This window comes from Desulfogranum mediterraneum DSM 13871, assembly GCF_000429965.1.
GTDB lineage: Bacteria > Desulfobacterota > Desulfobulbia > Desulfobulbales > Desulfobulbaceae > Desulfogranum > Desulfogranum mediterraneum.
Genome location: NZ_AUCW01000028.1, coordinates 1 through 13679 on the forward strand (window position 1 = coordinate 1; position 13679 = coordinate 13679).

The 13679-nt window shown below is 55.8% G+C and carries 13 protein-coding genes; all 13 read right to left on the reverse strand.

Going from position 1 to position 13679, the window contains the following annotated elements; genetic code table 11:
* On the reverse strand, nucleotides 1–244 hold a 244-nt coding region (gene tnpA / locus G494_RS28105), incomplete at its 3' end, for an IS66 family insertion sequence element accessory protein TnpA (protein ID WP_408608384.1).
* 351 nt (nucleotides 245–595) lie between these two features.
* On the reverse strand, nucleotides 596–1042 hold the full coding sequence (locus tag G494_RS0113005; protein ID WP_028584894.1) for a CBS domain-containing protein: 447 nt from the start codon (nucleotides 1040–1042) through the stop codon (nucleotides 596–598).
* Between the two features lie 42 nt (nucleotides 1043–1084).
* Nucleotides 1085–2503: an NADH-quinone oxidoreductase subunit N gene (locus G494_RS23370; protein ID WP_084456799.1), complete on the reverse strand. Its 1419-nt coding sequence runs from the start codon at nucleotides 2501–2503 to the stop codon at nucleotides 1085–1087.
* Nucleotides 2504–2517: 14 nt separating this feature from the next.
* Nucleotides 2518–4047: a complex I subunit 4 family protein gene (locus tag G494_RS23375; protein WP_084456801.1), complete on the reverse strand. Its 1530-nt coding sequence runs from the start codon at nucleotides 4045–4047 to the stop codon at nucleotides 2518–2520.
* Between the two features lie 13 nt (nucleotides 4048–4060).
* Nucleotides 4061–5974 (reverse strand): NADH-quinone oxidoreductase subunit L, encoded by a 1914-nt coding sequence (nuoL, locus tag G494_RS0113020; RefSeq protein ID WP_028584895.1) that lies wholly within the window; start codon nucleotides 5972–5974, stop codon nucleotides 4061–4063.
* Nucleotides 5975–5978: 4 nt separating this feature from the next.
* A complete protein-coding gene (gene nuoK / locus G494_RS0113025; protein ID WP_028584896.1) occupies nucleotides 5979–6275 on the reverse strand; it encodes an NADH-quinone oxidoreductase subunit NuoK in 297 nt (98 codons plus the stop codon).
* A complete protein-coding gene (locus G494_RS0113030; protein WP_028584897.1) occupies nucleotides 6272–6781 on the reverse strand; it encodes an NADH-quinone oxidoreductase subunit J family protein in 510 nt (169 codons plus the stop codon). The genes nuoK and G494_RS0113030 overlap by 4 nt, the downstream gene beginning before the upstream one ends.
* A 4-nt stretch (nucleotides 6782–6785) precedes the next feature.
* The gene (locus G494_RS0113035) at nucleotides 6786–7310 is read right to left on the reverse strand and encodes a NuoI/complex I 23 kDa subunit family protein (RefSeq protein WP_028584898.1); all 525 of its coding nucleotides are present in this window, start codon (nucleotides 7308–7310) and stop codon (nucleotides 6786–6788) included.
* Between the two features lie 12 nt (nucleotides 7311–7322).
* Complete coding sequence (locus G494_RS0113040) at nucleotides 7323–8609, reverse strand: complex I subunit 1/NuoH family protein (protein WP_028584899.1); 1287 nt, start codon at nucleotides 8607–8609, stop codon at nucleotides 7323–7325.
* Between the two features lie 11 nt (nucleotides 8610–8620).
* On the reverse strand, nucleotides 8621–10159 hold the full coding sequence (locus tag G494_RS23380) for a 2Fe-2S iron-sulfur cluster-binding protein (RefSeq protein ID WP_084456803.1): 1539 nt from the start codon (nucleotides 10157–10159) through the stop codon (nucleotides 8621–8623).
* Nucleotides 10160–10200: 41 nt separating this feature from the next.
* Nucleotides 10201–11445 (reverse strand): NADH-quinone oxidoreductase subunit NuoF, encoded by a 1245-nt coding sequence (gene nuoF, locus G494_RS0113050; RefSeq protein WP_028584900.1) that lies wholly within the window; start codon nucleotides 11443–11445, stop codon nucleotides 10201–10203.
* A 14-nt stretch (nucleotides 11446–11459) separates the two neighbouring features.
* On the reverse strand, nucleotides 11460–11966 hold the full coding sequence (locus G494_RS0113055; protein WP_051305681.1) for an NADH-quinone oxidoreductase subunit NuoE family protein: 507 nt from the start codon (nucleotides 11964–11966) through the stop codon (nucleotides 11460–11462).
* Nucleotides 11963–13678 carry an NADH-quinone oxidoreductase subunit D gene (locus G494_RS23385; RefSeq protein ID WP_084456805.1) on the reverse strand — a complete coding sequence of 572 codons (1716 nt, stop codon included), beginning with the start codon at nucleotides 13676–13678 and terminating at the stop codon, nucleotides 11963–11965. The genes G494_RS0113055 and G494_RS23385 overlap by 4 nt, the downstream gene beginning before the upstream one ends.
* Between the last annotated feature and the right edge of the window lies 1 nt (nucleotide 13679).

A 13679-nucleotide genomic window follows, 5' to 3' on the forward strand; every position in this document is an offset into this window, starting at 1 on the left:
GCAGACAACCTGGCCCAGGCTTGCCCAAGCTGCTGATTAACTGCATGGGCACCGGCACAAGTTGACCCGAGTCACATTTGGCTTTTCCCAACTTATGCTGCCAATAGGTGAGTGCATGGTAGGGGAGAGACTGGCGCCTGCAGTACTCAGCTCTGCTCAGGCCACTTCTCTGAAGAGCTTCAAGGTGCTTTTCCCAGTAACGCTTGCCCCGTGACTCCCTGGATATTGTTTGCTTACTCGTCATGGTCGCCTCCGCAAGATGAATTGGATGCGCGATTATGACATGCTGGTCTCGTTAAGAAAAGATTGGGTTTAAGAGGCGCTTACAAAACGTTATTCAGACAGCTCGTAACAGGACCAGCACAAAAGCAGAGTACAAGCGTTGCTGGGCCGGAGTGAGCCAGTCCGGATCCGACCTTGACACCCAGGTCCCTTGTTGGAGCTCTGGCCTGCCGCCCCAAGGCCGATCGTGGCACCTGGACGGCATAAAAAAAGAGAGCCTGCCCTTTGGGCAGACTCTCTTTCCTCAAACGCTGATCCCACTGCAGCCGCCAAGGCTGCAGTCTGAATCCTTAGATAGGTAGGTTTTCCCCTATCAGGCGGGGTATTTTCCGGAGATATAATCCTTGAGGTAGTGATTTTCCACCTCACTCTCCTTGATCAGGGCCTTGACCACGTCACCGATGGAGATGAGTCCCTTGAGGTGATCCTTGTCCATGATCGGGATGTGGCGGATCCGATTCTCGGTCATGATGGCCTGGATGTAATCGACACTATCCTCTTCAGAGGCAGCAAGGATATCCTTGGTCATCACCCGGCTCACCTTCTGCAGGGCACAATTCTCATCGGTACACCCTTCCTGGATGGCCTTAAGGATATCGTTGGGCGCGATGATGCCCTGGATCTGATCCTTTTCGTCAACCACCAGCAGGGAGCCGATCTTCTCAGCGAAAAACTTGTCGCTGGCTGCCATCAGGGTTGCATCCTGGCTGATGGTATGGACCTTTGAGCCCTTTACTTTGAGTATATCTTTGACTTTCATCTGTTTTTCTCCTCTAGAAAAATACTGTTCCGTGATGGTCCCTTAAACGGCAATCGGATATAAGCTAATTGCAAAGACACAGACCACAAGGATAAATGTGCAGGCAGGCGCAAATTTAAAGTCAGCCGTGTCCTCAAAACCTTCCACCGCCTCATGAAAATACATGTTGATGATCAGGCGGAGATAGTACCACATGGAGAGGATACTGCTGATGATCCCAAAGACCGCCAGGGCGACCTGTCCGGCACTGATGGCGCTGGTGATGATATACAGCTTGCCCATGAATCCTGCTGTCGGCGGGATACCGGCCATGGACAGCAGAAAGATGGCGATGGCTGCTGCCGAGTAGGGGCGTACCCGGGCCAGCCCCTTGAAGTCATCAAAGGTCTGGCGTTTTTCGTTGGCCCCTCCCAGGTAGGAGAGGGCTGCAAAGATCCCCAGGGTTCCTACGGAATAGGCACCGAGATAGTAGAGGATCACGCTTCCTGAGAAGTGCTCGCTGCTCACGGCAACCAGGGCAATCAGGAGGTAGCCGGTATGGACAATACCCGAGGCTGCCAGCATCCGCTTGAGGCTGGTCTGGCCGATGGCGATCAGGTTCCCAACAAACATGGTCAGGATAGAGAGATAAAACAGGTAGTTGACCCAGCCGGCGCGCATGGTCTCATCGACCACCAGGAAGTTGGCAAACACGGCAAAGACTGCGGTCTTCAGACCGGTGGCCATGTAGCCGGTTACCGGGGCTGCAGCACCGTCATAGACATCGATAACCCAGGCATGGAAGGGAAAGGCGGCAACCTTGAACAGGAAGGCCACCAGGATGAAGAAGGCACCGCAGACCAGGGCAGGATTGGTGAAGAAGCCGTTGGCGGCAACAGCCTGACCGATCAGGGCAAACTTGGTGGAACCGACCCCGCCATAGACCAGGGCGGTTCCCATGGTCAGGAAGGCTCCGGCAAAGGCACCGAGCATCAGATACTTCATGACCGCCTCGGCGGCCCGTTTGTTCTGACGATCGTAACCCACCAGGATATAGATGGCCAGGGACATGATCTCCAGGGAGATAAAGACGGAGATCAGCTCCTGGGACATGGTCAGGAGCAACATCCCGCAGGCCGAGAAGGCCACCAGGCTGTAAAACTCGGTGGTGCAGAAGTTATTCTGTTTAAAGTAGCTGTGGGCGCTCATGGAGGTAAAGAAACCACAGGCAAGGATAATCAGGCCAGCTACCTTGGTAAAGTTGCTGATCACCAGCATCCCATTGAAGACCGTGTCATAGGGAACGACTGCGGTCCCGATGGTGTTGGAGAGCTGCACCAGAAAGGCCAGACCAAAGACGCCCATGCTGGCCATGGAGGCCTGTTCAATGGTGACCTTATCATATGCTGCGATCAGCATTAACGCGATGGCGCCGACTCCTGTAATGATGAGCGGCATTAGTAACATAAAATCGTTTGTCATGATAAACCCTGGCCTTATTTCTGCGTTTCAACGGTGGACCCTTGGACAAGGGCGTGAGTATTGTCAGCAAGTGCGATGGTCTTGCCTGCATCAGCAGCCGCCAGATGCAGCTGGGCAGCAGGCTCGATTTTTTCCAGAAATGGTTGGGGATAGAGTCCCATGAAGATGATCAGCAGGATCACCGGCAGGAAGGTGAGCCCTTCGGTCAGGGTGAGATCCTTAAAACCTTCAGAGGCGGGCTTGGTCTTCTCGAAAAATACCCGTTGGAACATCCACAGCATGTAGCAGACGCCGATGATCAGGGTGGTGCCGGCAAGCACGCCAATGAGGACGTTGAACTTGATGGCCCCGAGGATGATCAGGAATTCACCGATAAAGCCAGAGGTACCGGGCAGGCCGACAGAGGCCAGCATGGCAATGGCAAAGAAGAGGGCAAAGACCGGAGCCGTGTAGGCGATCCCGCCCAGGTCGGCGATCTTCCTGGTCTTGACCCGATCTTCGAGGATACCTGCAAAGAGGAAGAGCACCCCGGTGGAAGTGGCGTGGGCCACAATCTGAAAGACGCTGCCGGTCAGGGCCTGGAGGTTCATACAGAACACGCCCAGGGCAATGACGCCCATATGAGAGGCCGAGGAGAAGGCGAACATCCGTTTGAAATCCTTCTGGGCAATGGCGGTGATCCCGCAGTACATCATGCCGATCACTCCTGAATAGGCCAGGAGCAGGGCATAGCGGGCAAACTCTCCATCAAAGATGGGTACCACCAGCCGGATCACGGCATAGACCCCGATCTTTGCCATGATGGCAGAGAGGACAAAGGTGGTTGCCGTGGGTGCCTCGGTATAGGCATCGGGCAGCCAGGTGTGAAAGGGAAAGAGCGGAATCTTGATGGCAAAGGCGATCATGAATCCGAAGAAGGCCAGCACGGCAACCGGACCTGCCATCTGCAGTTGGGTCATCTGGACGATGTTGAAGCTCCACTCGCCAAACTGGGCATGATAGGAGACACCGGTGTAGATGATACCCAGCAGCATCAGTAGGGAGCCGGCAATGGTATAGATGGTGATCTTGATGGTTGCAGGAATCCGGGATTCACCCCCCCAGAGGCCGAGCATGAAGAAGACCGGCAGCAGCATTACCTCCCAGAAGACGTAGAAGAGGATCATGTCGGCTGCACAGACGGCACCGGCCATGGCCCCCTGCACGATCAGCAGGTTGGCATAGTAGCCCTTGGATTTGGTGGTGAAGAGCAGGTAGACCATGGGCAGGAGCACGGCCCCTGCCAGGAGGATAAAGAGGCTGATGCCGTCGATACCCAGGGAGTAATTGATCCCCAGTGAGGGGATCATGGGAATATTTTCGACAAATTGCAGCGGTCCCTGGTTCTTGAACTTGAAAAAGATATCAATTCCAAGCACCAGACCGGCGAAGGAGATGACTCCCCCGGTAAGTCGTGCAATACCTTTTCCCGCCGGCGTGAGCAGTAATACAAGCCCTGCGACGATGGGCAGGAAAATCATGACTGATAGGACATGTTCAAACATTGTTACACCTTACCTAGTTCAACGATTGGGACAGTAACAGGCTCATTACACTCAGCCCAATGATCATGTAGAGGGCGTAGACCCGTACATAACCGACCTGAAAGACCTTAAATGCTGCACCAGCGATCATGTACACCTTGGCGGCCAGGGTAACAGGTCCGTCGGTCACAGAGGGCTCGATGGTTTTGCGGATGGCATCACCAATACGCTTGTAGGGTTGAACAAAGACCGCGTCATAGAGTTCGTCCACATAAAACTTATGATAGGCAAACTTGGCAAAACCCTGGAACTGAGGCTCTTCAGCACCTGCGCCGAACCGTTTATAGGCAGCCCGGATCCCGATGACAAAGGCCAGGACACTGGCGCCGATGGCGATGATCTCGACAAAGAGCGAGGCATGGGGATGATGCTCGGTCAGGCTGGGTGCCAGCCAGTGGGAGACCTGCTGGTGACCGCCGAAGATGGCCGGCAGGTTGAGGAAGCCGGCACAGAGGGCGCCGACGGCCAGGATGATCAGTGGCACGGTCATCACGGCCGGGGCCTCATGGGCATGGTCGTAGGCCTCCTGATCGCGGGGTTCCCCGTGGAAGACCACAAAGATCATCCGGAAGGTGTAGTAGGCGGTCATCCCGGCGACCAGCACGCCGACGATCCAGATCCCGTAGTGGCCTGTGGCCAGGGCGGAGAAGAGGATCTCGTCCTTGGAAAAGAACCCGGCAAAGGGAGGACAGCCGGCCAGGGCCAGGGCCCCGATCAGCATGGTGATGTAGGTCTTGGGCATCTTCTTCTTCAACCCACCCATCTTCCAGATGTTCTGCTCGTGGTGCATGGCATAGATCACCGCACCGGCACCGAGAAAGAGCAGGGCCTTGAAGAAGGCATGGGTAAAGACGTGGAAGATACCTGCAGAGTAGGCGGCAACGCCGACCCCGGCAAACATGTAGCCCAGCTGGCTGACGGTGGAGTAGGCCAGGACCTTCTTGATATCATCCTGAAACATCCCGAAGATGGCGGCCAGCAGGGCGGTAAGGATACCCACCCAGGCCACGATCTCACCGGCGAGCGGTACATGGGCGTAGATGAAGCTGAAGCGGGCGACCATGTAGACACCGGCGGTAACCATGGTGGCGGCATGGATCAGGGCCGAAACCGGGGTAGGACCTGCCATGGCGTCGGGCAGCCAGACATAGAGCGGAATCTGGGCAGATTTACCGGTGGCACCGACAAAGAGGAGCAGACAGACGGTCAGGGCGACTCCGGGAGCCAGCACATGGGCGTTGGCCTTCAGGGACATGAAGTCAAAGCCCTGGGCGCCGATGGCCCAGAAGAGAAAACCCATGCCCAGGACAAAACCCAGGTCACCGATCCGGTTGACGATGAAGGCCTTGTTACCGGCCAGGACGTTGTCGGTATCTTCGCAGTAGAAGCTGATCAGCAGGTAGGAGCAGAGGCCCACACCCTCCCAGCCAACGAACATGACCACCGGACTGTCACCCAGAACCAGGACCAGCATACTGCCCAGGAAGAGGTTGAGGTAGGCAAAGAACTTCCCAAAGTTCTTGTCACCGGACATGTAGCCGATGGAGTAGATGTGAATCAGGGAGCCGATCAAGGTGACGAAGAGCAGCATCAACGAGCTCAGCGGATCGGCCAGAAAGCCCATGCTGATGTTCAGATCGCCGACCTGAAACCAGGTAAAGGCCTCCTGGGTGAGGTAGCGCGCCTCTTCGGGCATGCCCTTCAGGGTAAAGAAGACCCGAAGAGCCAGCACAAAGGAGAGCAGTGGTCCGATACAGGCGAAAACACCGTAGATCTTCTCATGTATTGGCTTTCTTGTACATGTCCCCACATGGAGCAGGCCGAGGACGGCGGCTCCGATGAGAGGAAGGATCGGGATATAACCGAGAAATGTTACATTATGTTCCATGAAATCATCCTTTTAACAGGCTGAATACATTGGTATCCAACTTACCCTTGTGCTTATGCAGCAGTATCACGACAGCCAGTGCAAGCGCAGCCTCAGCTGCAGCTACAGCCATTACCATCAAGGCAAGGACATGGCCGTCCATACTCTCATGCAGTCGAGCCAGCGCCACAAACGACAGGTTGGCGGCATTGAGCATCAGCTCGATTGACATGAAAACCGTAAAGACATTTCGCCGGGAAATGACCCCAACTATCCCGAGACAGAAGAGGATCACGCTGACGGTTAGATAACTCTGGATCATTTATTGGTCCCCCTTTTACCTGCAAGTACAACGGCACCAACCAGGGATACTAAAAGCAGGATAGAGACGATCTCAAAGGGAAGCAGCCACTCGGTGAAGAGCTTAACTCCGACCTCTTTGACCCCTCCGAATCCGGCTCCGGCAATGGTTGCCTCGCTTCCTGGAAGGCTGTTCACGGCTTTGGTCAGCAACATTCCGACCGGGGCGACCACGATGACCCCTCCGATCAGATACTTGAACCGTCCCTCTTCAGCAGGGAGATCCTCTTCCTGGATGTTCAGGAACATGATGATGAAGATAATCAAGGACATAATGGCGCCTGCATAGACAATGAGTTGAATGGCAAAGATTAACTTGGCATTCAACAGGGCATAGAGCCCTGCCAGGGCAATGAGGGTAACCACAAAACTCATTGCGCCGTTCATTGGATGCTTAAATAACACCAGTCCTGCTGCTCCAACTACAGCAAATACTGTAAATAAGATAAATAGCCCATCGGCAAACATGATATCAAGCGCCCCCTTTTTTATACTCTTCTTCGCTAAATGCACCCTTCGTGGCAAGCAGATCGTCCATGGTCATTAACATGGATTCCCGCTTGTATCCGGTCACCGAAAAAATACCTGTATCCATTCGAATTGCGTCTTTTGGGCAGGCTTCCACACAATAGCCGCAATAAATACATTCCAAGAGGTCAATATCAAACTTGACCGGGACCTTCTCGGTCCGTCCGTCGGTCCGCTCACCTGCTTCGATCTGGATGCACTTGGCAGGACAGTTGGTCTGACACATGAAACAGGCCACACACTTCATGGAACCGTCTTCATGGGTGGTCAGCCGGTGACGCCCGCGCCAGCGCGGGGTGATCTCAGGCTTGACCTCTGGATAATGCCGAACGTAAAGCTTGGAATTATCAAGGAAGTTTCTCAGGAAGTGGCGAAAGGTTACTGCCATTCCCTTGAAGACTTCGATGAGATAAAGCCGTTCCTGCAAGGACTTGCCTTGCCGCACTATGGTTTTAACTTTAATGCTCATGGCTGTTCCCTCTTAGCTTAATGCTACAACAATAGCGCTGGTTACAAAGATGTTCAGAAGAGAGAGCGGCAACAGGATATTCCAGCCTAACTTCTGTAACTGATCATACCGAAAACGGGGCAGCGTCCACCGTACCCAGACATAGACAAAACACATGAAGGTGGTCTTGGCCAGGAAGGTACAGACCTGCAGCAGCGCCACCAGGATGTGATCAGCAGCTCCGCCGGAGGCAAAGACCAGGTAGAGGAAAAAGATGGCCTCCACCAGGATAACCAGACCCCAGACGATCTTGATGTAGACGTTGGCCTCGCGTACCCGGGGGTCGTTCTCCCGATCGTAGTGGCTGACGTTGTTCTTGCGGATCCAGGCAGCAACGAACTTGCCGATCACCGGCACGGCGGCCATCACCAGCAGGGCCACCGGTACGGCGAACTTCAGCAGGGTCGCGGTGTTGAACCAGGGGATCTGGTACCCACCGAAGTAGAGGGTGACGATGATGGCACTGGAGGTGAACATGGCCACATACTCGCCCATGAAGAAGATGGTGAACTTCATCCCTGAGTATTCCACATGGTAACCGGCAACGATCTCACTCTCACCCTCGGCCAGGTCAAAGGGCGTCCGGTTGGCCTCGGCAAAGGCGGCGATAATGAAGATGATCACGCCCAGGGGCTGGAGGAGGACCCCCCACATGGGAATGAAGCCAAAGAGCAGCTGTCCCTGGAACTGGGCCATCTCAGAGAGGTTGACCGTTCCGTAGACCACCAGCAGGCTGATGATCGCCAGTCCCATGGGGATCTCGTAGCTGATCACCTGGGCGGCGGAGCGCAGTCCGCCGAGCACGCCATACTTGTTATGAGAAGACCAGCCGGCCAGGATAATGCCGTAGACGGCAAATCCGGCGATGGCCAGGAACCAGAGAATCCCGATGTCCATGGGGATGGCCTGCATCACATACTCTCTGTCGCCCAGCACCAGGGTATCGGCAAAGGGAACCACCGCAAAGGAAACCAGGGCGGTCACGCAGACGATCATCGGTGCCAACACAAAGTAGAACTTGTGCTTAATATGGCCAGGGATGATGTCTTCCTTGAAGAAGAGCTTTACCGCATCAGCCAGGTTCTGGATCAGGCCACCGGCCCGGAAGCCCATGATGTTGGCACGGTTGGGACCCGAGCGATCCTGAAAGAAAGCAGCTCCCCTTCGTTCCATCCAGACGCACACTGCGACGAAGCAGAGTGGAACAAATGCTCCAAAAGCGACTCGTACAATAATTAGTAAAATATCAAGCGACGTCATTACAGCCCTCGTTAACTGGTTAGTGCTAATCCCTGCTCAGGGATCTGTTCAGGTTCGACCTCGGCAAGGGTGGGAACCGCCTTTTTCAGGGCAGCCCAGACCTGCTGATTGTTCTCCAGCTCACCACCGAGTCGGTTGACTATCTCTACTATATCTTCAGGGGGGTCATTCTTGACCACGGCCCTGGCGAACGCCTGCAGGATATTGTCGCAGTTAATGATGGACCCGCTGTATTCCGAGTAGGATGCAGTGGGTATGGCAATGGTGGCCTGCTCGCTGAGGCTGTCGCTGTTGGTGGCGATCACTGCCAGTGTGCAGCTGCCCAGGACCTTGGCCAGGCCATCCTGGTCATAGCTGCAGCCCAGGGCGTTGTCAAAGCTGACCAGCAGGTCGGCTTCGGCCATAGCGGCCTCAAAGGCCTCCCTGGTGGCATCGATGCCCAGCAGAGCCAGGCCGGCCCGGTTGGCGGCCTTATCATCCTGGATCAGGTAGTCATCACCATCTCCGGCCTTGATGTAGCCGTCGCTGAAGCCGAGGACCGTGGCGCCTGCCTGCTCTGCAAAGGCCTTGACCGCAAACTGCTGCTCCAGGGAGCTGCTGGGGGAAACCAGGAACACGGCCTTGGACGCCTGGCTGATGGCGTTGCGGAGGCTGTCAACAGCGGCGCTCTTGATGGCCTCACTGCCGTTGGCCCGCGGGGTAATCAGTCGCTGGTCGTTCTCCCACTTGTAGGTCATCCGACCTTCGTCGCAGATGAAGTAGCCGTTGACCTCCTCGTTGAGCCGCGGCCGAAAGCGGTAGATCACCTCATCCTTATACTTCTCACGGTTATGATCGATGAAGATGTTGCATCCCTTGGAGCAGCCGTGACAGATGCCCTTTTCCTTGGAGAGGAACCAGACCCGCTGCTTGAAGCGGAAGTCTGTGCTGGTCATGGCGCCGACCGGACAGAGGTCGACCACATTGAGGGCATAGCGGTTGTTCAGGGGCTGGCCCGGGAAGATGTTGACCCGGGCGGCATCGGTGCGGTTGACGATCCCCAGTTCACCGGTCTTGGTGATCTCGCGGGTGAAGCGGACACAGCGGCCACAGACAACGCAGCGCTCCTGGTCATGGACCACGCCGCAGCCAAAGTCAAGCTTCTTACCCTTCTTGACCTGGGGAACCGTCATCCGGCTCTCCTGGCCATCATACTTCATGTAGTAATCCTGGAGGGAGCACTCCCCGGCCTGGTCACAGATGGGACAGTCCGTGGGGTGGTTGATGAGTTCCAGCTCCATCACGTCCCGTTGAATTTTCTTGATATGCTCGGCATCGAGCTGGACCTTCATCCCCTCGGCGGCCGGGGTCTTACACGCCGGTACCAGAGGCGGTCTGCCATCTTCGATCCCCACCAGACACATCCGACAGTTACCGTCGGCCCCCAGGGCCGGGTGGTAACAGAGGTGGGGGATCTCAATGCCGACGGCGCTCACAGCGTCAATCAGATTTTTGCCTGATTCGACTTCTACTTCCTGTCCGTTCACGAACAGTTTTACCATTTCTGCCATGGTTCTACCTATTCCTATTGCATTGCGGTTGACAAACGAGCCTATTGAACGTAGGCCTCAAACTCATGCCGGAATTTATCGAGATAACTGCGCACCGGCATGGTACACGCCGCAGAGAGAACGCAGACGGTCTTCATTTCGATGTTGTCGCACAGCTCTCTGAGCAGGTTGACATCATCCATGGTGCCGTCGCCGTTGATGATCTTCTTGACAATTTTCAGCATCCAGCCCAGACCCTCACGACAGGGTGTGCACTGACCACAGCTCTCATGGTGATAGAAATCGATGAGATTCTTGACCAGTTTGACGATATCCACGTCCTCATCGAGGACGACGATGCCGCCGGAGCCGAACATGGTCTTGTGCTCTGCCATGGACTCATAGTCCAGGGTGGTTGTAGCCGCCTCCTCCGGAAGCAGGACCGGGGTCGAGCTGCCGCCGGGGATGACCCCTTTGAGCTTCTTGCCGCCCTTGACGCCGCCGGCAACCTTCTCGATCACCTCCATCAGGGGCAGTCCCAGGGGCAACTCGTACATCCCTGGTTTCTCGACCAATCCGGAGATACCGAACAGGTGGGTGCCAGGGCTCTTCTCGGTGCCGTGGGCCTTGTAGGCATCGGCTCCGTTGGTCAGAATGAACGGCAGGGAGCCGATACTCTGGACGTTATTGATGATGGTCGGGCAGCCATAGAGGCCTTCGACCGCAGGAAAGGGGGGCTTGCTCCGAGGCTGTCCCTTCTTGCCTTCGATGGACTCCAGGAGTGCGGTCTCCTCACCACAGACATAGGCGCCGGCTCCGCGGTGGACGGTGACGTCCAGGCGAAAGTCGTGGCCTGCTACCTTTTCGCCCAGGTAACCGGCGGCATAGGCCTCATCAATGGCTGCCTGCAGGGCCTTGGCCTGGCTGACATACTCACCCCTGATGTAGATATAGGTGTCGTGGCTGTTGATGGCGTAACAGCAGATGATGATCCCCTCGATCAGCATGTGGGGATCTTTGACCAGGATGTAGCGATCCTTGAAGGTGGCGGGCTCGGACTCATCGGAGTTGACCGCCAGATAGACCGGCTTGTCGAGCCCCTTGGGCAGAAAGGACCACTTCAGACCGGTGGGAAAGCCTGCACCACCACGGCCGCGCAGCCCACTGGCCTTGACCTCTTCGATCACCTCGCCGGGTTCCATCGCAAAGAGCTTGTCCAGGGTGGCATAGGCGCCGTTCTTCTTGGCGACCTCTATCTTATGGCCATCTTCGATATCGAATCTAGCGCTGAGTAATTTTACTTCCATATCTGTACGCCCTCCTATTTGCAAGTGGCCAGAAGTGCTTTCATCTTTTCCACGTCCATATCTTCGTGGAATTCGCCGTTGAGCTGGACCACCGGAGCGGTACCGCAGTGGCCGAGGCACTCGACCTCTTCCAGGCTGAACTTGCCGTTGCTGCTGATCTCACCGGGGGCGATGCCGATCTCCTCTTTGAGGTAGTCGACGATCTGCTGTTTGCCCAGAAGGTAACAGGACAGGGTCCTGCAGACGCAGATGTGATACTCACCCATCGGATGGAGGTTGTACATGGTGTAGAAGGTAGCCGCTTCGTAGATCTTGCTGGCAAAGGTACCGATCCGGTCAGCAAGATAGGCCATGGCCTCTGCACAGACCCAGCCTTCCTGTTCCTGGATGAGCCATAGGCCCGGCAGGATCAACGATTCCCGGGTGGGATAGCGCGTCACCAGCCGTTCAAATTCTGCATCACGTTCAGGATCAAACTGAAACGGGGTACCTGTTTCAATTAATTTTGATCTATCGCTCATCTGTCCAGCTCTCCACCGATAATATTGATGCTACTCAGGTTAATGACGGCGTCGGCGATCATTTCCCCCTCAACCATTTCATGGAAACCACCCATGGTGTAGAAACAGGGTGGTCTGACCTTACACTTGTAGGGCTGGCCTGAACCGTCGGAGACAAAATGGAAGCCGAGCTCGCCATTGGCAGCCTCAAAGGAGTCATACCACTCACCGGCAGGGGTCTGAACGCCCTCAAAGACCAGCTTGAAGTGGCTGGCCAGGCCTTCGATGTTGTCGTAGACCTCTGCCTTGGGCGGCAGACAGACCTGGTTGTCGGCGACATTGACCGGTCCCTTGGGAATCATCTTCATGGCCTGACGGACGATGGAGATGGACTGGAAGATCTCTTCGAAACGGACCATGATCCGATCATAGAGGTCGCCGTTGCTGCCCACAGGCACGGAGAAGTCAAAGGCATCGTAGTTATAGTAGGGGCTGTCTTTACGCAGATCAAACTCTACGCCGGAGGCCCGCAGGTTCGGTCCGGTAAAGCCGTACTGGAGGGCACGGTCGCCAGGCAGGACACAGATCCCCTGGGAACGATCGTGGACGATCCGGTTCTTGGCCACCAGGCCCAGGGAATCCTGGACACCCTTTTCAATGGCCTGGAGCTGGTTTTCCAGGTCGGTCTCCCAGCCCTCGTAGAAATCGCGGTACATCCCGCCGATCCGGGTAAAAGAACTGGTCAGACGGGCACCGGTCAGACGGCTGATCAGGTCATAGGCCGACTCTTTCTCGTTATAGAGGTACCAGTAGTTGGTCAGACCGCCCATATCGACGAACAGGGCCGCCAGACAGACCAGGTGATCCAGAGCGCGGTAGAATTCAGAGAGGATGACCCGCATGAATTTGGCCCGATCGGTGATCTCGATCCCCAGCCAGGATTCAACGGCCTTGGCATAGGCCACGTTGTTCATCATGGAGGAGCAGTAGTTGAGCCGGTCGGTGAGCGGGATGACCTGGTTGTAGGTCCGCTGCTCGGCGGTCTTCTCAAAACCACGGTGGAGGTAACCGATCTCGTTGACGTTGGCCACCACGGTCTCACCATCCAAGGCAGTGAGGATACGAATTGCCCCATGGGTTGCGGGATGCGCAGGCCCGATATTCAAGAACATGATCTCGGTATTGATATCTTTCATGGTGGCATCGTCCACGCCTTTGAGAGCCAGACGGGCCTTGATCTCTTTCTCCAGGCTGTCACTCTCGTAACAGACCTGGCGATGATCGATCACATAGTCCTTGCGCAGGGGGTGACCTTCAAACTGCCAGTGATTGAGGATCCGGCGCAGATCAGGGTGTCCCTGGAAGTGGATACCATACTGATCAAAGGTCTCGCGCTCACCCCAGTTGGCGGATTCCCAGAGGTGGGTCGCCGTGGGAATCCCTACCTCGGGATCGGCCACCGGGATCCGCACCTGGACCACCAGGTTCTTTGCCCAGCTGCGCAGGGTATAGACCACACAGAAGCGGGCCTCCTGTTTGGTCGGATAATCAAGGTAGTCGATGGCGGTGACATCCAGGAGCAGCCCGAAATCCAGGCTGGGCTCATTCTTGAGCCGGCTCAAGGTCTTTTCCACCTCTGCCGGCTGTACCGTAATGACTACAGAATCGATGACTGCTTCACAGGCTGCGCCCGGGAAGGCGCCCTGTATGAGTTCCAGTGCTGTGTTATTCATA